Below are 19,555 nucleotides of genomic sequence, written 5' to 3'. Positions count from 1 at the left end.
GGCTTCAGCGCAAGCCGCTGACGGCACCGGAGCGCCGTTTTCTGGACTCAGGGACAGACTCCGGTGTCGTCCCCACGTTCCGGCGCTCTGCACTGCTTTGATCGATGGTGCTGCCATCTTTGATAGTCATCAACAGTTTCCTTTGGTGATTTAGCGGTACCGCCTGGATGCTGACATCGCTGGGCGGGCCGATGGGCGAGGTGCGGATCGGCCAGAATGAATTCGTTCGTCTGTTTCCGAGGCCATCACGGGTGGAGCCGGGGGAAGGGAAGGACATATCCGGGCGAGCTTCGTTCCGTGATGATCAACAACGTTCGCTTTATGCAACAAAATCGTGCGCTACGTCACACTCAAAGTCAAGACTGTGAACTGTGAAAGTCAGAGTATGTAAGCGCCCTTGCATCGTGTTCCGGGGCACGCCAAAGGCCCGCTCGTTACGGCGTCCCGTTTTCCGAAAACGGTGCTTCGATGAGGAATACCTCCCCAGGTCTTAGGCCCATCGAAGCACCTTTCACGGAAAACGGGACGCCCGCTGCAAACGCTGGGCCTAGCTTGCCGCTTCCAGGATGTGGGCTCCTGAAACGCCGGCCTGCAGCGGCAGGGGGCACGATTGCCGCCGTGCGGCCTCCACGGTGTGGAGGAGCAGCAACGCCGTCGTCACGGAGCCGACGCCACCCGGAACAGGGCTGAGCGCAGCTGCAACCCCTCGGACGCTGTCCGCATCCACGTCCCCCACCAGCGAACCGTCGGCCAGGACGTTGGTGCCCACATCGATGACTACGGAAGAGGGAGAGACATGGCTGCCGTTGAGCAGGGCCGTCCTTCCGGCCGCGACCACCACGATGTCAGCCTCAGCCGTGTAGCGCTCCAGCGGCCCGGAGCGTGAATGGCACACCGTGACGGCAGCATCGCGTTCCAGGAGCAGGAGGGCCAGCGGTTTTCCCACTACTGCCGAGCGGCCGACAACCACAGCGTTGCGGCCCGCCACCGGGATGCGGTAGTGCTCCAGGATCTCGACGACGGACCGGGCCGTGGCAGGCGCGAAGGCCGGCTGCCCTACGGCCAGGCGGCCAAGGCTCAGTGGATTCGCGCCGTCGATGTCCTTTTCCGGCGGTATCAGGCCCACCAGGGCATCGGTGCGGACGCCGGCCGGAAGCGGCGTCTGCAGGATGATGCCGTGCACCGACGGTTCGGCGCCCAGGTCGCGCAGGACGTCGGCCAGCACCTGCTCGGTTGCATCGTGCCCCAAGTCGATGACCCGGCAACCAATCCCGGCCGCCTCGGCGGCCCGCTCGATGGAGCGGACGTACCAGTGGGTCGAGCCGTCGTCGGTGGCGATGACCACGGCCAGTGCAGGGTGGATACCGCCCTGTTCGAGGTCCCGGGCCTGCTCCCGGGCGCGGTGCCGGATGTCCCCGGCCAGTTCCTTTCCGGAAAGCGACTGGGTGCTCATTGAAGGATCCTTTCCCGTACCCGTGCCGTGAGGGCGTCGGCCGAGGCCACGACCTTTTCCTCGATGCCGTCCGTCTGCTCCTTGAGCAGCGACCGCACTGCCGGGTCCTTGATGGCCACGACATTGATGTCAATATTGACCCGTGCCGTGGTGGCGGCGGCACGTGCTGCATCTGCTGCTGCGGCCACATCGCTGATCACGTTCGGATTGGCGACGTCGGCCAGCCCTGTTGCGAGCTCCACCACCGCGCCGGCCAGTTTGACCAGTTGGGCGGGGGTCTGTGCGGCCTGCACCAACGCTGCCTGGATGGCCGACATCTTGGCAGCCTTGAGCCCCTCGGTGTCAGAGGGAAGCCGGTAGGCGTCAATGACGGCCTGGAAGACCTGCTCATCGGCGTCGGCCAGGCGCAGTGCCTCCGACGCGAGCCCATCGGCCACCTTCGTGGTCCGCTCCACCAGGGCTGCGTGCTCCCCGTACTTGGGGCCGGTGGTGTAGCGGGCCACCATGGCCACCAGGGCTGCCCCTTGGGCGGCGTGGAGTGCGGCCGCCGCCCCGCCTCCGGGCGTGGGTTGCCGGGAGGCGAGCCGTGCGAGGTAGCCGCCGATGGTCTCGGTGCCGATCGAGCCCGTGGCGGATGAACCGGTGCCAACCGGGCCAGCCCCGGACGGCGCCGCCGTGTTCACTTGCTGTTCCGTCATGCTCAGCCGCGCAGCCGGGACATGGTGGGGTCGTACAGCGGGTCCTGGGTGACTGTGGCCACGATGCGACGGCCGAAGTACTCGATCTCCACCGAATCGCCGACCGAAACTTCGGCGGGCAGGTAGGAGTAGGCGATGGGCTTGCGGACGGAGTAGCCGTAGGCGGCGCTGGTCACGTAGCCAACTGCCTGGTCCTTGTAGAACACCGGTTCCTTGCCCAGCACCAGGCTGCGGCCGTCGTCGACCGTGAGGCAGCGCAGGCGCCGCCCGGAGTTCTCCTCGGTGCGGCCCTCCAAGGCTGCCTTGCCCACGAAGTTGTCCTTGGCCATCTTCACCGCGAAGCCGAGGCCGGCCTCAAAGGGGTCGTGCTCGGTAGTCATGTCGGATCCCCAGGAACGGTAGCCCTTCTCCAGGCGGAGCGAGCTGAATGCCGCGCGGCCTGCGGCGATGATGCCGAAGGGCTGGCCGGCCTTCCACAGCGCGTCCCAAAGGCGCTGGCCGTTGTCAGCGCTGGTGTACAGTTCCCAGCCGAGCTCACCGACATAGGACAGCCGCATCGCGGTGACGGGGACGCCGCCGATGACGACCTGCTTGGACCTGAAGTACTTCAGGCCGTCGTTGGAGAAGTCGTCGCTGCTGACCGCGCCGACCACCTCGCGGGCGAGCGGGCCCCAGAGGCCGATGCAGCAGGTTCCGCCGGTGGTGTCGCGCACCTGGACCCAGTCTCCGGCGCTGCCGCTTTCGTTTTGGTGCCGGGCTGCCCGCTCGAAGTAGGCGGTGTCGATGTTGCCGTTGGCGCCGAGCTGGAAGGTGTCCTCGCTCAGGCGTGCAACGGTGATGTCGCTTCGGACCCCACCCTTGTCATCCAGCAGGAGCGTGTAGGTGACGGCGCCCGGCTTCTTGTTCATTTCCGCGGTGGTCAGTTCCTGCAGCAGCTTCAGTGCCCCGGGTCCGGAGATTTCCAGGCGCTTGAGCGGGGTCATGTCGTACATGGCGACGGCGGTACGCGTCTTCCATGCCTCGGCGGCGGCGATGGGGGAGCTGAACATGCCGGACCAGGAATCGCGGGCCGGCGGCCGCCAGTCGGCGGGCAGATCCTTGAGCAGGTCAGCGTTCGCCTCGAACCAGTAGGGACGTTCCCAGCCGGCGCCTTCGAGGAAGTACCCGCCCAGTTCCCTGTGCCGGGCGTGGAAGGGGGATACACGCAGGTTGCGCGGGGAGAGCTTGGGCTGCAGCGGGTGCATAACGTCGTAGATCTCCACGAAGTTCTGCTGGGAGGTTTCGCTGACGTATTCGGGGGTCAGCTGCACTTCCTCGAAGCGGTGGATGTCGCAGTCGCCCAGGTCGATGGAGGACTTGCCGTCCACCAGGAGTTCGGCCACGGCCCGGGCGATACCGGCGGAGTGGGTGACCCATACTGCTTCGGCCACGAAGAAGCCGTCCAGTTCCTTCGACTCGCCGACAAGGGAGCCGCCGTCGGGGGTGAAGGAGAAGATGCCGTTGAAGCCGTCCTCGATCTCGCTCTCGCGCAGGGCGGGCAGGATCTGCTTGGTGGCTTCCCAGGCCGGGAGGAAATCCTCCAGGGTGAAGTCCAGTCGGGAGGGCATGTTGTGTTCGCTGATCTCGTTCGGCTTGAAGCTGCCGAGCTCGTCCAGGTCCACCGGCATGGGCTTATGGGCGTAGGAGCCGATGCCGTATCGGTCGCCGTGTTCGCGATAGTAGAGGTCCTGGTCCTGGTGGCGGAGGATGGGCAGACGCGCACCGTTGGGCAGCTCGTTCTTGCCCTGCTGTGCCGGAACCGGCGTGGTCTTGACGTACTGGTGTGCAAGGGGCAGCAGCGGCACGGACATGCCGATCAGTTCGCCGACCTTTGCGCCCCAGAAGCCGGCACAGGAGACGACGATGTCTGCCGGGATCACGCCGTCGGGCGTTTGGACGCCGGTAACGCGCCGGCCGGATTGCTCGATGCCGGTCACTTGGGTGTTGCCGATGTACTTCACGCCGGCCGCTTCAGTGCGCTTGATCAGCAGCTGGACCGCGCGGGCGGCCAGCGCCAGACCGTCGCTGGGAACGTGAAGGCCGCCGAGGATGTCCTCTTCGTTAATAAGGGGGTACAGCTCCTTGCACTCGGCGGGGGAGAGGATGGAGCCCTCAATGCCCCATGACGAGGCGTAGCCAAGCTTGCGCTTCAGGTCCGCAAGCCGGGTTTCGGTGGTGGCGACTTCCAGTCCGCCCACCTGGTTGAAGCAGCTGACGCCGTCCTCGGTGAGGGACAGCAGCTTCTCCACCGTGTACTTCGCGAACAGCGCCATGGACTTGGAGGGGTTGGTCTGGAAGACCAGGCCGGGGGCGTGGGACGTGGAGCCGCCCGGCATGTTGAGCGGGCCCTGGTCCAGGACCGTGATGTTGTTCCAGCCCCGGGTGACGAGTTCATCCGCCAGGTTGGTGCCGACGATTCCGGCTCCGATGATGACGATGCGTGGCGACGATTCCATAAAAGGTCTCTCCTGCTGCTTTAAGTATTGTGTCTGCGAAACGGGCGGGCGGTTACCGGAACACCACGGTGCTGGTCTGGTCCAGCAGTACCCGGTGCTGGCAGTGCCAGCGGACGGCGCGGGACAGTGCGAGTGCCTCGGCATCCTGCCCGACGGTGGACAGCTGGGCCGGGCCGTAGGTGTGGTCCACCCGGATGACTTCCTGCTCGATGATCGGCCCCTCATCCAGGTCAGCAGTGACGTAGTGCGCCGTGGCACCGACCAGCTTTACGCCGCGGTCGTAGGCCTGGTGGTAAGGGCGCGCGCCCTTGAAACCGGGAAGGAACGAGTGGTGGATGTTAATGGCCCGGCCTTCCAGCGCCCGGCAGAGGTTGTCAGAAAGCACCTGCATGTAGCGGGCCAGGACCACCAGGTCGGCGTCATACTCATCTACCAACTCCAGGAGCCGGCGCTCGGCGTCGGCCTTGGTGTCCGGGGTGACCGGGAGGTAAATGAAAGGCAGGCCGGCGGCTTCGGCCATTGCACGGTGGGTCTCGTGGTTGGAAACGACCGCTACCAGTTCCCCACCGAGGCTGCCGCCGCGCCAGCGGAAGATGAGGTCGTTCAGGCAGTGGCCGAACTTGGAGACCATGACCAGGACGCGCTGCTTGGTCTGGCCGTGGAAGCTGAACTTCATGTCGAACCGGCCCGCAATGGACGCAAATTCTTCTTCGAGCATGGCTGGCGTGTAGTTGGGGGAGCCCGAGAACGCCGTGCGCAGGTGCAGGGTTTCGCGGAGGCTGTCGTCGAACTGCTGGTGTTCGTCGATGTTGAAGCCACGCTCGAAGAGGAACGTGGTCACGGCCTGGACGATCCCTGCCTGCTCCCGGCACGACAGGGTCAGCACGAACTTCTGCGCCTGCTCTTCCTTGAGCGCGGGCAGGGTGGTGGTTGCTGAGGCTGTTTCGATGAGGGTCATGTCCCTCCTCCTTCTAGATATATTCCAAACCACTGAACTGATATATTAGATTGGGTGCCAGCGTATACTGGTCCACAGACGAGGTCAATAGATTTTTTGTGGATTGCGAAGAAGGGGGCCCGGCATGGCATTTGAGGCTTTGGCGGTGGCGGACGACGCCGGCAGGAAGTCGCTGGCCGACGTCGCCTACGAAAGCATCCGGGACCGGTTGCTGACGCTGGAAATCAAGCCCGGAGAACTGCTCAATGACGAGCTCCTGGCCAGGAACCTGGGCGTGGGGAGAACCCCGGTGCGTGAAGCGCTCAAGCGGCTGGAGCTGGACCGGCTGGTGAAGACTTACCCCAGGCGGGGGACGTTCGCCACCCGGGTGGACGTCACCGACCTTTCCTTCATCTCCGAGATCAGGGCACAGCTGGAGCCCCTTGCCGCCGCACGTGCAGCGAGGGTTGCCTCGCCTGCGGCCCGCGCGGAGCTGTCTGCCACCCTCGAGGAGGTGGAGGTGTTTGACGTGGCTGCGGCAACGGTGACAGAGACCCTGCGGCTGGATGCCCGGGTGCACCAGGGGATTTACGCCGCTGCGGCCAACCCTCACCTGGAGGACATCCTGATCCGCTACGACAACCTGGCCACTCGGATCTGGTGCATGGTCATTGATCGGCTGCCGGACCTCCATCACCATGTGCGCGAACACCTCGATCTGCTGCGGGCGGTCATTGACGGGGATGAAGATCGCGCCGCGGAGCTGGCCAAAGCCCATGTGAGTGGATTCGAGCATGCGGTGCGCGAGGCCCTTTTCAACGCCTAGCCCATCCCGGCCCTCAGGACCCTCGTTGACGCGGACTGTGACCTGCGCCATACTCGGATAGTGCTTTGATATATCAATCAAATACCAGTGTTTTCTCAGGAGCGGCGACGGTGCCGGCGAACGGAGTGACGAGTGAATTCCCAAGCAACCCTTGACGCCCGGCGTGATGCCAGCGAACTCGACCTCGAGCACGATGAGCAGCGCGCGGGAAGTTCTGGAAAGGTCCTCGGCCTCCGGTCCGACTGGGCGCGGCTGCCCGGCCGGAGTGTTGAGGTGTGGCTACTGGGGGAGCATGTGGCTACCGGGGTGGTGGACCAGGCCGCGGAGGACGGATCGGTCCTCTGGATAGCCGCCGAAGGCATCAGCACGCGGCGCATTTTCGACAAGTCATCGGGCTATCAGATCTGGGCTTAATCGCCCTGCCGCCCGCAGCGCTGCCAGTTTTTAGCGCAGCCCGCAGCTGTGTCTGGACCTAACCCGCAGTTCCGGCCCCTTGGTTGGTCTGCATAGCCATAACGACGATGGCCCCGACGCAGGCGCCGGGGCCATCGCAATGCCGGTGCTCCTACAACCGGTGGGCTGCCTTCTGCGTGTCGGTACTTGCCCCTGGGCACGGACTGCCCTTTGCGCATGCTTCTGAGCACTCGTGCTTGGTCACAAGTTCAAATTGGACGCCGCGGTGCTGCTCGACCCCCGTGCGGATGGCCCGCTCCACCACCGAGTCCGCCAGCCGGCGGTGCAGGGAGAGCGGGTCCCGCCGCAGATCCTTGGTGATGGCAAAGCAGAGCAGCAGCATAACGATGATGAAGGGCAGGGCCGCCACGATGGTGATCCGCTGAAGGCCGGACAGTGCTTCCGAGGGCTGGTCGCCGCCGGCCAGGAGCATGACGGCCGCCACGGCACCGGTCAGGGCACCCCAGAAGATGACCAGGGCACGCTTAGGTTCAGAGCTGCCGTTGGAGCTCAGTGAAGCCATGATCAGGGATGCGGAATCCGCGCCGGTGATGAAGAAGATTGCCACCAGAACCATGGCGAGGACGATCACGGCCGCGGTCAGCCAGGCGGGCAGCGGGAGGTTCTTGACCAGGTTGAACAGGGCGCCGTCGAAATCGATGGTGGCCTTGCCGTCGACCATGGTCATGAGCCCGGGCGAACCGGCGTTGTCCGCTTCCTGCTGGATGCGGAAGGCGGTGCCGCCGAAGATGCCAAACCAGACCACGCTCACAATGCTGGGGACGAGCAGGACGCCGGTGACAAACTGCCGTATGGTGCGGCCACGGCTGATGCGGGCGATGAACATTCCCACAAAGGGCGTCCAGGAAATCCACCAGGCCCAGTAGAAGATGGTCCAGCCCGACATCCAGGTGCGCAATGCTTCGTCGCCGACGGCCTCCGTGCGGGAAGACATTGCGGCCAGGTCCCGGATGTAGTCACCCAGAGCGGAGGGAATGAGGTTGAGGATGAAAAGCGTCGGCCCTGCCACAAAGACGATCATGGCCAGCACGACGGCGAGGACCATGTTGATATTGGACAGCCACTGGATGCCCCGGCTGATGCCGGAAACTGCGGAGGCAACGAAGCATGCCGTCAGGATGGCGACGATCCCGACCAGCACGGGGGTTCCGATTTCGCCGGCCCAGCCGTTGGAAGTGAAGCCGCTGCCGATCTGCAGGGCGCCCAAGCCCAGGGAGGCTGCGGTGCCGAAGAGCGTGGCGAAGATGGCCAGGATGTTGATGACCTTGCCCACCGGTCCTTCAACGGTCCTGATCCCGAACAGGGAGGTGAAGGCGGCGGAGATCAACTGCTTGCGGCCCAGTCGGTACGTGCCGTAGGCCATTGCTATTCCCACGACGGCGTACATGGCCCAGGGGTGAAGCGTCCAGTGGAAGATCGAGGTGGCCATGGCCGTTTGGATGGCGGCCGGAGTGCGGCCATCGACGGTTCCCGGCGGCGGAGAGATGAAGTGGTACAGCGGCTCGGCGACGCCGTAGAACATCAGGCCGATGCCCATGCCGGCGGCGAACATCATCGCGATCCAGGAGACCGTGCGGAATTCAGGCTTTTCACCGTCCTTGCCCAGTGGAATGTTGCCGAACTTGCTCATTGCCAGCCACAGCACGAAGACGACGAAGAGTGAGGCGAGGACCATGAACAGCCAGCCCGTGTACTCCATTACCCAGTCAAGGGCGTCTTTTGACGTGGTGGCGAGACTGTCCTTGTCGAGGAATCCCCAGGCAATGAAGGCCAAGGCTATGGCGCCCGTGATCCCGAACGTCGCCTTGTCCAGCGTCAACTTCCGGTTGCGGCGCTGGGAGACTTCCTGCTCCCGCCTGCCCAGCCGCAGCTCTTCGAGGATCTGTTCATGATCGTTAGGGGCAGCCGGGGCCGCTTCTTCCCGTGGATCGTCAAGGCTTGCAGGGGCGGCGTCCCCTGACGGGGGCACTTTGGGCTTGGGGGTAGTCAAATCACTATTGATGGCCATGAAAGCGGGTCCTTTGGCTAGTCCATGGGCTTGCGAGTGTGCTTGGCCTGTCGTTGCAGGAGCCCTAACGGCAACCGGCAGCCGCGGCCATGCGGGGGAAGGGTCATTAGCCCTGTGGGGGAGGTGTTCCGCAAAGATCAACAGAGTTCGCGCTAAGCAACAAGAGTGCTGTACGTCACTTCGAAAGTCAAGGGAGGCTGCACGGGCCGTGTCCCCGCTTAAAGCAAAATGACCCCCGGCCAGCCGGGGGTCATTTTGTTGTTATCGGACCGTGTAGCCCATGTTGGCGCTGACCTTGAGTCCGGCTTCCTTGAGCGTTTCCAGCAGCCCCGGGATCTGCTCAGGGTCGAAACGGAATGCGGGTCCCGAGATGCTGAGGGCGCCAATCACGGTGCCCTGGTGGTTGTAGACGGGCACCGCCACCGCGTTCAGGCCGATTTCGAACTCCTCGCGGACCACGGCGTACCCCTTGGCGGCCACCTCGAGCAGCTCCGCGTCCAGTTTCTTCCGGTTTGTGACGGTCCGGGCCGTTCGGGCTTCCAATCCCGTCTCCTTGAGGATCCGGTCCCGTTCATCGGCCCCCAGTGCTGCCAGGAGCACCTTTCCGCTGGAGGTCGCATGCAAGGGCGTGAGGCTTCCCACCCAGTCGTAGGTGGCCAGCGTGGAAGGGCCCATGGCTTGGTCCACGTTGACTGCATAGTTGGAACGCAGGACGGCGAGGTTGACGGTTTCCTTGAACTCCTCCGCCAGGCTTTCCAGCACAGGCCGTGCCTCGTGCACCAGGCTCAGCCTGCCGGGAATGGAACTGGCCAGGCGCAGGATGCCGAAGCCGAGCTGGTACTTTCCGCGCTCGCTGTTTTGGTGGACCATTTCGCGGGTTACCAGGGAACCCATAAGCCGGGAGACGGTGGACTTGTGGATCCCCATCTCCTCGGCGATCTCGCTCACGCCGGCGTGCCCTTCCCTGGCAAGGATCTCCAGGACGGTCAGAGCACGCTCCACGGACTGCACTCCGCCTGACTGGCCGCCTTGGGTGTCGGTATCTGATTCCGGTTCATTTTTAGGAGCCATACTTCCTGATCCTATGCGGGAACTGTGACGGCCGTGACATTGGATCAACCTGGGCGGCGTCCGGCCGCCCTGGATTTCCGCTAGCTCCCGCGGTAGGTGGAGTATGCGAACGGGCTCAGGAGCAGCGGCACGTGGTAGTGCTCGGGGCCGGTGACCTCGAACACCAGGTCCACTTCCGGGAAGAAGGTCTGTGTCTGCAGGCCTGCGTAGTACTTGCCCGTGGCGAAGTTCAGCTTGTAGTGTCCCGGTTCCAGCTGCTCCGGCCCCAGGTCCTTCGCCCGGCCGTCCGCGTCGGTGCTGGACGCTGCCAGCTCGCGCCAGGTGCCGCCGTCGTTCTTTGAAAGGACGACGGCGACCCCCGCCGCCGGGCGTCCGGCGCCGGTGTCGAGGATGTGGGTGGTGACGTGGGAAACGCTCATTCGCTGATCAGTCCTTCGAGCCGCAGTACGGCGATTTCGCGCAGCTGCTGCGCCACGATGCTGTCTTCTTCTTCCGGAGAGTTGGAGAGCCGCTGGTTCAGGGCCGCCAGGATTTCCGGGGCGGTGCGTCCGGCTGCCCGGATCAGGAAGACCCGGCCGAACTTCTCCTCGTACTCACGGTTCCCGCGCGCCAGGGACTCGGCGGCTTCAGCGTCCGCAGGGTCCACCCCGGCTTGCTCGGAACGGGACATTGACGCCTCGGTGCTGGCCGCCGTCGGGCGTTCCCCGATCCTGGGATGGTGGGCCATGGCGGCTTCAACCTCGGCGGAAGTGAACGGGTTGGCAGCCTGGGCGGCGAACTCCAGGAGCTCGTTACGGGCGGGGAACGGGCGTGCCCCGGCCACCGCCTCCACCCAGCGGCTGATGTCGATGCAGGGCCGGAGGATGGCCTGGGCCGCGGCAGGATCCGCGCTGTTGAATTCGGCAAGCTTCATGCTGGTCGTATTCCTTGGTGTCATGCTGGCATCCACGGTGACGGCTATGCGGACGCCGGAGTGCCCGGCACCTGCGCACAAAGGCAGGCTTCCGCATCATGGAACTGTTATTTCAGCATACGCAATATTCAAGAGCAGGCGAGGGTCACTGTCAAGCGGCGCGCCAGATTCCTAGTCCCCTGAGGACGTCCTGGAAAGCACCCACGTGTTGGTTCCGTCCTGGCGCTCGAATGTCACCGTGGTGACCAGCGCCTCGATCAAGGCCAGGCCGCGCCCCGACTCGGCGTCGTCGTCCGGGGTGGAGGCCTCCATGGGACCGAACGGCGCCTTGGCGTAATAGGCGCTGACCCGGGCCTGCAGCAGCGCGGGCTGCACCGTGGTCTCCACGCCCAGCTCCACCTCGCGGTCCCCGGCCGGCTGCGCATGCTGGACGATGTTGGACGCGGATTCGATGACGGCGGTGGTGAACGTCATCTGGTCCATGTCGTTCACGAACGGGACGTCCAGCCACAGGCTGTCGAGGTCGTTGTGGATCTCTTCTATGGCCTCTTCGGCGGCCGGTCCGCGGAAGCTGCGCGATGCCAGTACCTCAGTCATTGCTGAACGCCTCCTCGGCCGTGGGGTAGGCGGTGAGGACCTTGTCCATGCTGGTCAACTTCAGGACCATGTTCACCTGCGGCTGCACGGCAGCGATGCGCAGGTCGCCGCCGGCCTGGCGGGCGGCCTTGAGGCAGCCGATCAGCGCGCCAAGGCCGGAGGAATCCATGAATGCAGTGTTTTCCAGGTTGACCACGATCCGGTTGGATCCGCCGGCGATGACGTCCGTGACGAACTCGCGCAGTTTGGGCGCGGAGACCATGTTGAGCCGGCCGTCCGCCTTGACCTCCGCGTACGAATCTTTGACCTCGTAACTGAACTCCATCAGGATTCCTCTCTGTTTGCAGGTTCTGCGGCCGGTTCGTACCCCTTGTAGAGCACGGCGCGGACCAGGATGCTCATGACCACCAGGTCAAAGACCACCCAGACAACGTTGACCAGGGTGCCCAGCGGCTCGGCCAGGCCGGTGGCCAGGCGGATGATGCCGACGACGGCGGCGACGGCCAGCAGGATGGACACCACGATCTGGGGCCGGATGAGGCTCCAGCTGGGTCCGCCGCTTTGGCGCGCCTTTGGGGTGACGGCAAACCCAAGGGGACGGCCGAACCAGACGTTGCGGGCCGCCGTCGTGCATGCCTTGATCCAGGTGGGGAACAGCGCAAGGCTGTACTGCTGGCCGCGCCAGGTGGGAATGCCCCGGCCTGCCACGGCGAACAGCAGCTGGTTGACCACCATGAACGGGATGAACCGGATGAAGAAGTCCCAGCTCAGGCTGCTGACCGGCAGGATGCCCAGCAGCAGGTAGATGATGGGGGCGGCGAAGTAGATGACCGCGGCGAACCCGCTCAGGTACGTCCACATGGTGGCGAAATACATCAGGCGCTGGCCGAGCTTGAGGCCCTTCTGCACCAAAGGGTTCTCGCGGAGCAACACCTGGATGGTGCCCTGGGCCCACCGGAGGCGCTGGGTGAGCATGGTCTTGAGGTCTTCCGGCGCCAGGCCGTAGGCCAGGATCTCGTGGTGGTAGACGCTCTCCCAGCCCATGGCGTGCATGCGCATGGCGGTGGCCATGTCCTCGGTCACCGAGATGGTGGCCAGAGGCATCACCGGCTGGGCCTCGTTGCTGCGCTCCACGGTGAGGGCATCCAGGACGGCCTGGACGGACTCCAGGGCGCCCAGCGGGGACCAGTCGCGGGCGGACATGCGCTGGACGGCGTCATCAGCCACCACTGGGACACCGGACTCGCCCACGTGGGCCAGCTCCATGGCGGCGATTTCCTCGAGGTCTGCCTGCAGTGCTGCGACGTCGGCCTGGACCAGGGTCTGGACGGCGGCGTCCACGCGGCGGCGGACCCGGTAGGTCACTTCGCTGAGGGGGCGGCCGGTGTCCACTTCCGCCTGGGCTTCGCGGGTGGCGGCCTCCACCTCGTCCAGGACCTCCGACACCAGGGGTGACTCGACATCGGCAGATTTCCGGGCCTGCTTGATGGCTGCCCGGGACGCGGCCAGGGCGCGGCGGATGCTCTTCTCGGTTTCCTTGACGTAGCCCACCAGGCCCAGCTGCATCAGGGCCTCCCGGCGCAGGATGGCGTTGGAGCCGCAGAAGAAGGCCGCGTTCCAGCCGTCCTTGCCCTGCTGGATTGGGCCGTAGAACAGCGGTGCCTGGCTGCCGAGCGGATCGTCAGCGGGAACGTTGCTGAAGTACTGGGGCGTCTGGACCAGGGCCACGCGCCGGTTGTTGAAGTAGCCCAGGGTCTTTTCCAGGATGTCCGGCTCGGGGATCTGGTCCGCGTCCAGGATCAGCAGGAACTCGCCATGGGTGACCATGAGGGCGTTGTTGAGGTTGCCGGCCTTGGCGTGCCGCGGCAGGTCCTTGGTCCAGTCCCCGCTGCGGGTGACGTAGCCCAGGCCATGCTCTTCCGCCAGGGCCTTGAGCTCGGGGCGGGCACCGTCGTCCAGGATCCAGGTGCTGTGCGGGTGCCGGATCTTCTGCGCCGCCAGCGCGGTGGTGAGGACCATGTCCAGGTCCTCGTTGTAGGTGGTGATGAAGACGTCCACGGTGGCGTCTTGCGGCGGCGGCGGGGCGCCTTTGCGGATCTTCAGCTTCCACACGGTCATGCCGAAGAGCATGACGTCGATCAGGCTGTAGGTTTCGGCGACCACCAGGGGGAGGGCAATCCACCAGGCATCCCAGTTGAGGGACGCCGCCCAGCGCCAGGCGATGTAGTTCAGGCCGGTCAGGACGGTGAGCACCACCACCAGCCGGGTCCAGAAACGGGTCATGCGGCCACCTCCCCGGGGAGCCGGCGGACCACAACCACCGTGACGTCGTCTTCGGCGGTCTCCGCCGGGGCGAGGGCCATGATGGAGTTGCTGGCTTCATGGGCCGAACCTGCAGCCTGCGTCGCCTGCTGCACGGCGTCCGTGAAATCCTCCACGGACTCGAACACATCAAGCACGCCGTCGCTGACCACAACCAGGGAATCGCCCGGGGCCAGCTCCAGCTCTGCCTGCGGCCACTGCGTTCCGGGCCAGGCCCCCACTGGAGGCCCTCCCGTGGGGAGGCGGTCCGCCGGACCCGCAGGCTGGACGTGCAGCGCAAGTCCGTGGCCGGCGTCGACGTAGCTGACCTTGCCGGACGCCGCGTCCAGCCGGGCATGGAAGAGGGTGACGAAGGAGTTGGAGGAGTCAAGGTCGCTGGCGATCGCCTTGCTGGCAGAGGCGAATCCCGCGTCCAGGTCCTGCCGCAGGCCGGTGGAGCGCATCACTGCACGGACGGTTGCCGCGATCAGCGCCGCCCCCATGCCCTTGCCCATGGCATCGGCGAAGGTCAGGTGGAGCCCGTCGGGCGTCTGGTACCAGTCGTAGAAGTCGCCGCCCACGCTGCGGGAGGGGCGGAAAAGGCCCGAAACGTCGTAGCCGTCCACCCGGATGTCCTCCTTGGGCAGAAGGCTTTGCTGCACCTCCGTGGCGCGTTCCAGTTCACTCCGGGCGGCGGACGCCGCCGCTTGGGAGGGGCGGCGGCGGAACAGGGCGTTGATCCGTGACTGGAGTTCCCGGGGGCTGAACGGCTTGCTGATGTATTCATCGGCGCCGTTGTCCAGCCCGGTCAGCTTGTCCAGTTCGTCCGCGCGGGCAGTGAGCATCACGATGAACGCGTCCGAGAATTCGCGCAGGAGCTTGCATACCTCCAGCCCGTCAAGGTCCGGCAGGTTCAGGTCCAGCGTCACCAGGTCCGGTTTGGTCCGCCGGACTTCCTCCACTCCGGGGAGGCCGGCGCCCGCGTGGGTGACGTCAAAGCCCTGCTTCACCAGGACGCGGACCAGCAGGCCGCGGATGTCCGGGTCATCTTCGATGACTACCGCACGGCGGGTTTCGGAGGGAGAGACCATTCTCTACTTCTACCGTATTAAGCCGCACACGGCATGTCTTAGGCTTCACAGTTTCCGGTGACTTGCCTGACAGGAGGCGATACCCACCTTTTTCGGTCCTGCGCAGGGGCACCGCTCAGCAGATCTTGTGGAAATCTTGGCATCTGCTTGCCGGGACGTTGAGGTGCGGCGCTCACACTCGAAGGAACGCAGCAGCTTTCAGGAAACAGCGTACGACGACGACACCGCGCGGAGGCTGTACGGCTTGCGGAAGGCGGGGAAGCCACATGGAACAAGTTAAGAGGAAGGGCGCGGACAAGGCCAAAGCATGGCTTCGCGTCTACTTCCACTCACGCAAAGTACGGGCGGCATCGCGGGAACTGGAGCACGCGCTCGCCGAATCGCGGGAAGTGTCCAGCTGGCCGGGGGACCGGCTTCCGGTGGGGGAGGAGATGTCCCGGCACGTAGAGAAGCTGACCCGGCGGCTGAAGCTGGAGACCGAGGCGCACCGCAGGCTAGAAGTCCTTCTCAAGACTGCGGGTGGAGGGCATTCCGTAGCGGCGCTTTAGGTGCCACACTTAGCAGCAATCGATTGGCTGGGGGATAGTCAGGAGATTGCTGTGAGTTTGTTGCTTGGCTGGTCGTACCTGATGGCAGGACTCATGACCATGGACGCGCTGCTCCTGGCGCTATGGGCCATGGAGGTTGACTGGGGCAAATACTGGCGCCGGAAGTAGCTGAATCCCGGTTTGCGGGACTGCCCCATGGTGCAGGCGCAGTCATGGGGCAGCCCGCAACCGGCAGCCAGCTATTGTCTGCCGCTGCTGGTTCCTGCGGCCAGGGACCCCTTGCCGATGGCGTTGGCAAGCAACTCTGACGTGGAACCCCAAACGCCCAGGGTTGCCTTGACCTCCGGGATAGTCTCCTCGTTGAGGGCGTTTTCGTAGGCCGAGGCCAGGACGTGCTCGATGTCGATCCGCTCCTTCTTCTCGGCTGACAGTACCGCCGCTTCCACCATGCATAGGCTGAGCACGTTCGAATGCACCTCACTGGCAGGGGTAGCGCCTGTTCGGAGGGCATTGACGAACTCGGCAAGTGAACCGGCGATCTCCTCGGCATCCTGGCGGTTCCCCGGCTGGTCGGCCCTATCGGCCGATTGGGGCTGGCCAGGAAGCTCCAGAAGGGCTGGACCCTCGCCGTCCCAACTTGCGGTGCCGTGCGCACCGCTGATTCGCCAGTTGCCGTTCCAGGATGTTTCCAGGCCCGGGCTGCACCAGCTTCCCGTGAACATGTAGCGCGCACCGCCGCTGAATTCGAACAGGGCCGTGGTGGCCGCGTCCCCGGCATACCAGCTCCAGCTCGGGTTGTACTCCTCGCAGTAGACCGACGTGGGTTCCTGGTCCAGCAGGTAGCGGGCAACGTCGAAGGCATGGATGGCCATATCGACGAGCAGTACGTGGTCCATCTCTTCCCGGAAACCCCCGAAATGGGGTGCCTTGAAGAACTCGGTCGTTACGATTCCGACGTCACCCAGCAATGGAAGCTGCTGCCGGAGGTGTGCGAGATTACGGTAGTAGCGCCGGGACTGGCTGACCATGAGCAGTTGCCCGCTGACCTCTGCCGTGGCTGCCAGGGACAGCCCCTGGCTGACGGTTGGGGCGAGGGGCTTTTCACACAGGACTGGCAGGCCGGCCAGCAGGGCCTGGACGTTGGTAGCGTGGTGCGCCACCGGGACGGTCGCATTCACAACAGCTTGTGCCGACGTCGCGGCTGCTACTTCCGTCAGGCTCGTCCCCGTAGCCACACCTTCGAGGCCTGCTTCGCGCAGTGCTTCTGTGGCTCCTGCCAGGTTGATGTCGACCAGGCCCACCAGCTGAACGTCAGGGGATGCCGTCAGGACGGATATCCATTTTCTGCCCATCAGCCCGGCCCCGATGAGAACCACGCGGACGGGTGTGTTGTCATCCTTGAGTGTTTCGAAGGAGCTCAATTTTGCATCGCTCCCTTGTAGCCGTGACCGTTGTAGAAGTCTTCTGTCTCGTAGCGCAGAAGGACAGGGCTGGTCCGTTCCGGCCGGTTAGTCCTTGCCCACTCAACACCGTTGGCGATGACCCGGCGGACGTCCTTGTGGTGGTAGACGGGGTAGTCCTGGTCTCCAGGGCTGAAGAAGAAGATCTTCCCGAATCCGCGCTTGAAGGTGCAGCCACTGCGGAACACCTCGCCCCCCGAGAATGAGCTGAGGAATATGAGCTCATCAGGGGACGGGATGTCAAAGAACTCACCGTACATCTCCTGCTCGGGAATGATGAACGGGTGGGGGACGCCCTGTGCGATGGGGTGGGTGGGATCCACCGTCCACACGATTTCACGGTCCCGCTCGGAGCGCCAGCGAAGCGTGCAGCTGGTGCCCATGAGTTTCCCGAAAATCTTCGACCAGTGCCCTGAGTGCAGCACAATGAGGCCCATCCCCGCCAGGACATGCTCATGGACGCGGTCCACCACCTCGTCCGAGACTTCGGCGTGCGCCGCGTGCCCCCACCACACCAGTACATCTGTTGCTGAGAGGACTTCTTCTGTTAATCCGTGCTCCGGGTCGTCGAGAGTTGCGGTGGACACCCGGGCCTTCTGGCCCAAATTCTCTTCAATGCCCTGGCGGATGGTGTTGTGCATGCCTTCGGGGTAGATCTTGGCTACCTCCGGCTGCAGCTGTTCGTGACGGTTTTCTCCCCAGACAAGGACCCTGGCTGGCCCTGCTGAAGATTCGAGCTCCGACATGTCATTCCTAACTGTTGTGCACCTTAAAGGGAAAGCGGCTTGAGGTTTGAAGGGGAAACCGGGTTGGAGGGCGGGCGCTTACTTGACGGCGCCGCCTGTTGCCCCGGCGGCGATGTATTTCTGCGCTATCAGGAGCAGGACGATGGCCGGCAACGAGGAGAGTACTGCGGTGGCCATCACGGCGCTCCAGTTTGAAACCTCCGAGCCCAGGTACTGGTAGATGCCGAGGGTTACCGGACGGACATCAGGCTTGGTGGTGAGGGTGAGGGCGAACAGGAAATCGCTCCAGGAGAACAGGAAGGAGAACAACCCTGCCGTAATGAGCGAGTTGCGGCTGATGGGAAGGACGATGGAAACGAAGGCCCTTACCAGCCCGGCGCCATCGACCCGTGCTGCCTCCACCAGGGAAGGGGGAATGCCGATCATGAAAGCCCTCAGGATAAGGATGGCGAAAGGGATGGCGTGCGTCGAGTCGGCGAGGATCAGCCCCGGAATGGTGTTGAGCATTTTCAGGTCGTTGTAAGCGGTGTACAGCGCGTTGGCTATCACGATCCCCGGGATCATCTGTGACACCAGGATGGCCAGGAGCGCGATGTTGATCCATTTGAACCGGAACTGTGCCAAGGCGTAGGCCGCAGGTGCTGCAATGGCCAGGCTGAAGAGCACCGTTCCCGCCGAAACGATGAGGCTGGTCAGCAGGTTCTTGCCCTGCTGGGAAATAGCCGTTTCATACCCGGCGAAGCTGGGATTCAACGGAAGGAGATCAGCCGTGAGGGTGTTCCCGGAAGGCTGGAGTGAGGCGTTGATCATCCAGTAGACCGGAAAGAGCATGATGGCCAGGAACAGGATCCCCAGCCCTGTGAAGAGGCCCTGATGCATGGGCCGGCCGGGGCCCGGTGCCGTCCCGCGTACAGAAGGACGAAGCTTGGTTGGTGCTGAGATTGTCACTGGTACCCCTTATTCGTCGACTGCTCGCCGATTGGCGCGGAGGTAGATGATTGCGAACAGCAGGGAAATGAGAATGAGGATGTTGCTGTAAGCGGCGCCAACACCGAATTGGAAGTCGACAAAGGACGTTTGGTAGGAACGGACGGCCAGCGTTTGGGTAGCGTTCGCGGGTCCGCCGTTCGTCAGTCCCAGGATGATGTCCAGAACTTTGAGGGTGTACACCACGCCCAGGACAAGAACGACGCTGACCACGGGCCTCAGGTTGGGCCAGGTGATGTGCCGGAACGCTTTCCATCCCGTGGCCCCGTCAAGGGCCGCCGCCTCGTACAACTCCTCCGGAATGTCCTGCAGGCCCCCGTACAGGATGGTGACGTTGAAGGGGATCCCAACCCAAATATTGACGAGGACCACCGCCGAGAGGGCCACTGCCGGGCTTGTAAGCCACGGTATTGGGTCATGGATCAGTCCCGTTGCCTCGAGGAACCGGTTGAGGATGCCGCTGTCCTGGTCGAGGATTGAACGCCAGGTGGCACTGCCCACGATGAGAGGCAGCAGCCACGGGAGGAGAAGCATCGACCGAAGGAAGTTGCTGAGGTGGAAGCGGCGCCTGAAAAATGAGGCCAGTGCCAGGCCGATGACGAACTGGCCGGCAATGGATCCCACCGTGAACACTGCCGTATTGATCAGCGCAGGCGCGAAAAGGTTGCTTTGAAAGACCGTGATGTAGTTATCCAGGCCCACCCATGGGGCCACCCCCGTGAAGAAGGTCTTGGTTGTGTAGGCCTGGAAACTCATGGTGATGTTCTTCAGTACTGGGTAGCCAAAGAACAGCGCCAGGTATATCCCGGCGGGAACCACGAAGAGAACCTTGGCGATGTTCTCTTCCGAGAACCGCGGTCGGCCAGCCTTCTTGTTCCGGACGCGGAGTACTTCTGGTGCCTGAAGTTGCGAACGCTCAATGGTTGGCATGTGTTTTACGGCCCTTCCGG

General features: G+C 64.2%; 20 protein-coding genes. 3 read left to right on the top strand and 17 right to left on the bottom strand.

Annotated features, from left to right (window positions below):
• Positions 1-4 precede the first annotated feature (4 nt).
• From LFT49_RS22635 to purU, 5 genes are all read right to left on the bottom strand, one after another.
• A complete protein-coding gene (locus LFT49_RS22635) occupies positions 5-130 on the bottom strand; it encodes a hypothetical protein (protein ID WP_272912528.1) in 126 nt (41 codons plus the stop codon).
• Between the two features lie 417 nt (positions 131-547).
• On the bottom strand, positions 548-1,453 hold the full coding sequence (locus LFT49_RS18675; RefSeq protein WP_237429052.1) for a bifunctional 5,10-methylenetetrahydrofolate dehydrogenase/5,10-methenyltetrahydrofolate cyclohydrolase: 906 nt from the start codon (positions 1,451-1,453) through the stop codon (positions 548-550).
• Positions 1,450-2,151, bottom strand: a complete 702-nt coding sequence (locus tag LFT49_RS18670; protein WP_237429051.1) for a cyclodeaminase/cyclohydrolase family protein — start codon at positions 2,149-2,151, stop codon at positions 1,450-1,452. The genes LFT49_RS18675 and LFT49_RS18670 overlap by 4 nt, the downstream gene beginning before the upstream one ends.
• A gap of 2 nt (positions 2,152-2,153) precedes the next feature.
• Entirely contained in the window at positions 2,154-4,646 is a 2,493-nt protein-coding gene (locus tag LFT49_RS18665) for a GcvT family protein (protein ID WP_237429050.1), read from the bottom strand.
• Positions 4,647-4,698: 52 nt separating this feature from the next.
• Positions 4,699-5,604: a formyltetrahydrofolate deformylase gene (gene purU / locus LFT49_RS18660; protein ID WP_237429049.1), complete on the bottom strand. Its 906-nt coding sequence runs from the start codon at positions 5,602-5,604 to the stop codon at positions 4,699-4,701.
• A gap of 124 nt (positions 5,605-5,728) precedes the next feature.
• On the opposite strand from purU, the gene LFT49_RS18655 reads away from it, so the two are divergent.
• Both LFT49_RS18655 and LFT49_RS18650 read left to right on the top strand, forming a co-directional pair.
• Positions 5,729-6,409 (top strand): GntR family transcriptional regulator, encoded by a 681-nt coding sequence (locus LFT49_RS18655; RefSeq protein ID WP_237429048.1) that lies wholly within the window; start codon positions 5,729-5,731, stop codon positions 6,407-6,409.
• A 132-nt stretch (positions 6,410-6,541) separates the two neighbouring features.
• A complete protein-coding gene (locus LFT49_RS18650) occupies positions 6,542-6,823 on the top strand; it encodes a hypothetical protein (RefSeq protein ID WP_237429047.1) in 282 nt (93 codons plus the stop codon).
• Positions 6,824-6,974: 151 nt separating this feature from the next.
• Here LFT49_RS18650 and LFT49_RS18645 read toward each other — a convergent pair whose 3' ends face one another.
• From LFT49_RS18645 to LFT49_RS18610, 8 genes are all read right to left on the bottom strand, one after another.
• Entirely contained in the window at positions 6,975-8,891 is a 1,917-nt protein-coding gene (locus LFT49_RS18645; protein WP_237429046.1) for a BCCT family transporter, read from the bottom strand.
• Positions 8,892-9,152: 261 nt separating this feature from the next.
• Complete coding sequence (locus LFT49_RS18640; RefSeq protein WP_237429045.1) at positions 9,153-9,962, bottom strand: IclR family transcriptional regulator; 810 nt, start codon at positions 9,960-9,962, stop codon at positions 9,153-9,155.
• Between the two features lie 80 nt (positions 9,963-10,042).
• Complete coding sequence (uraH, locus tag LFT49_RS18635) at positions 10,043-10,381, bottom strand: hydroxyisourate hydrolase (protein WP_236799805.1); 339 nt, start codon at positions 10,379-10,381, stop codon at positions 10,043-10,045.
• Positions 10,378-10,875: a 2-oxo-4-hydroxy-4-carboxy-5-ureidoimidazoline decarboxylase gene (uraD, locus tag LFT49_RS18630; protein ID WP_236799804.1), complete on the bottom strand. Its 498-nt coding sequence runs from the start codon at positions 10,873-10,875 to the stop codon at positions 10,378-10,380. Before uraD ends, uraH begins: the two co-directional genes overlap by 4 nt.
• A gap of 171 nt (positions 10,876-11,046) precedes the next feature.
• Positions 11,047-11,472 (bottom strand): ATP-binding protein, encoded by a 426-nt coding sequence (locus LFT49_RS18625; protein WP_236820577.1) that lies wholly within the window; start codon positions 11,470-11,472, stop codon positions 11,047-11,049.
• Positions 11,465-11,797 (bottom strand): STAS domain-containing protein, encoded by a 333-nt coding sequence (locus LFT49_RS18620; RefSeq protein ID WP_141945622.1) that lies wholly within the window; start codon positions 11,795-11,797, stop codon positions 11,465-11,467. Before LFT49_RS18620 ends, LFT49_RS18625 begins: the two co-directional genes overlap by 8 nt.
• Complete coding sequence (locus tag LFT49_RS18615; protein ID WP_237429044.1) at positions 11,797-13,755, bottom strand: glycosyltransferase family 2 protein; 1,959 nt, start codon at positions 13,753-13,755, stop codon at positions 11,797-11,799. The genes LFT49_RS18620 and LFT49_RS18615 overlap by 1 nt, the downstream gene beginning before the upstream one ends.
• Positions 13,752-14,864 carry a PP2C family protein-serine/threonine phosphatase gene (locus LFT49_RS18610; RefSeq protein WP_237429043.1) on the bottom strand — a complete coding sequence of 371 codons (1,113 nt, stop codon included), beginning with the start codon at positions 14,862-14,864 and terminating at the stop codon, positions 13,752-13,754. Before LFT49_RS18610 ends, LFT49_RS18615 begins: the two co-directional genes overlap by 4 nt.
• Before the next feature lie 266 nt (positions 14,865-15,130).
• Here LFT49_RS18610 and LFT49_RS18605 point away from each other — a divergent pair, with 266 nt between their 5' ends.
• Positions 15,131-15,412 carry a hypothetical protein gene (locus LFT49_RS18605; protein ID WP_237429042.1) on the top strand — a complete coding sequence of 94 codons (282 nt, stop codon included), beginning with the start codon at positions 15,131-15,133 and terminating at the stop codon, positions 15,410-15,412.
• 239 nt (positions 15,413-15,651) lie between these two features.
• On the opposite strand, the gene LFT49_RS18600 is transcribed toward LFT49_RS18605, so the two are convergent.
• The 4 genes from LFT49_RS18600 to LFT49_RS18585 form a co-directional block, all read right to left on the bottom strand.
• Positions 15,652-16,833, bottom strand: a complete 1,182-nt coding sequence (locus LFT49_RS18600) for a Gfo/Idh/MocA family protein (protein WP_237429041.1) — start codon at positions 16,831-16,833, stop codon at positions 15,652-15,654.
• Positions 16,830-17,618: a ThuA domain-containing protein gene (locus LFT49_RS18595; RefSeq protein ID WP_237429040.1), complete on the bottom strand. Its 789-nt coding sequence runs from the start codon at positions 17,616-17,618 to the stop codon at positions 16,830-16,832. The genes LFT49_RS18600 and LFT49_RS18595 overlap by 4 nt, the downstream gene beginning before the upstream one ends.
• A 78-nt stretch (positions 17,619-17,696) precedes the next feature.
• Positions 17,697-18,497, bottom strand: coding sequence for a carbohydrate ABC transporter permease (locus LFT49_RS18590; RefSeq protein WP_237430556.1), 801 nt, complete (start codon positions 18,495-18,497; stop codon positions 17,697-17,699).
• A 78-nt stretch (positions 18,498-18,575) separates the two neighbouring features.
• The gene (locus LFT49_RS18585; protein ID WP_237429039.1) at positions 18,576-19,535 is read right to left on the bottom strand and encodes a carbohydrate ABC transporter permease; all 960 of its coding nucleotides are present in this window, start codon (positions 19,533-19,535) and stop codon (positions 18,576-18,578) included.
• Between the last annotated feature and the right edge of the window lie 20 nt (positions 19,536-19,555).

Origin of the sequence: Arthrobacter sp. FW306-06-A (genome assembly GCF_021870055.1) — a bacterium.
GTDB lineage: Bacteria > Actinomycetota > Actinomycetes > Actinomycetales > Micrococcaceae > Arthrobacter.
This window is presented reverse-complemented; position numbering and strand designations above follow the sequence as displayed.

Bases quoted from the DNA above. Each gene is read 5' to 3' on its own strand.
- LFT49_RS18595 (WP_237429040.1), bottom strand. From the start codon at position 17,618: ATGTCGGAGCTCGAATCTTCAGCAGGGCCAGCCAGGGTCCTTGTCTGG.
- LFT49_RS18655 (WP_237429048.1), top strand. From the start codon at position 5,729: ATGGCATTTGAGGCTTTGGCGGTGGCGGACGACGCCGGCAGGAAGTCG.
- LFT49_RS18645 (WP_237429046.1), bottom strand. From the start codon at position 8,891: ATGGCCATCAATAGTGATTTGACTACCCCCAAGCCCAAAGTGCCCCCG.
- uraD (WP_236799804.1), bottom strand. From the start codon at position 10,875: ATGAAGCTTGCCGAATTCAACAGCGCGGATCCTGCCGCGGCCCAGGCC.
- LFT49_RS18610 (WP_237429043.1), bottom strand. From the start codon at position 14,864: ATGGTCTCTCCCTCCGAAACCCGCCGTGCGGTAGTCATCGAAGATGAC.
- purU (WP_237429049.1), bottom strand. From the start codon at position 5,604: ATGACCCTCATCGAAACAGCCTCAGCAACCACCACCCTGCCCGCGCTC.
- LFT49_RS18615 (WP_237429044.1), bottom strand. From the start codon at position 13,755: ATGACCCGTTTCTGGACCCGGCTGGTGGTGGTGCTCACCGTCCTGACC.
- LFT49_RS18625 (WP_236820577.1), bottom strand. From the start codon at position 11,472: ATGACTGAGGTACTGGCATCGCGCAGCTTCCGCGGACCGGCCGCCGAA.
- LFT49_RS18585 (WP_237429039.1), bottom strand. From the start codon at position 19,535: ATGCCAACCATTGAGCGTTCGCAACTTCAGGCACCAGAAGTACTCCGC.
- LFT49_RS18640 (WP_237429045.1), bottom strand. From the start codon at position 9,962: ATGGCTCCTAAAAATGAACCGGAATCAGATACCGACACCCAAGGCGGC.
- LFT49_RS18675 (WP_237429052.1), bottom strand. From the start codon at position 1,453: ATGAGCACCCAGTCGCTTTCCGGAAAGGAACTGGCCGGGGACATCCGG.
- LFT49_RS18670 (WP_237429051.1), bottom strand. From the start codon at position 2,151: ATGACGGAACAGCAAGTGAACACGGCGGCGCCGTCCGGGGCTGGCCCG.
- LFT49_RS18620 (WP_141945622.1), bottom strand. From the start codon at position 11,797: ATGGAGTTCAGTTACGAGGTCAAAGATTCGTACGCGGAGGTCAAGGCG.
- LFT49_RS18590 (WP_237430556.1), bottom strand. From the start codon at position 18,497: ATGCATCAGGGCCTCTTCACAGGGCTGGGGATCCTGTTCCTGGCCATC.
- uraH (WP_236799805.1), bottom strand. From the start codon at position 10,381: ATGAGCGTTTCCCACGTCACCACCCACATCCTCGACACCGGCGCCGGA.
- LFT49_RS22635 (WP_272912528.1), bottom strand. From the start codon at position 130: ATGACTATCAAAGATGGCAGCACCATCGATCAAAGCAGTGCAGAGCGC.
- LFT49_RS18665 (WP_237429050.1), bottom strand. From the start codon at position 4,646: ATGGAATCGTCGCCACGCATCGTCATCATCGGAGCCGGAATCGTCGGC.
- LFT49_RS18605 (WP_237429042.1), top strand. From the start codon at position 15,131: ATGGAACAAGTTAAGAGGAAGGGCGCGGACAAGGCCAAAGCATGGCTT.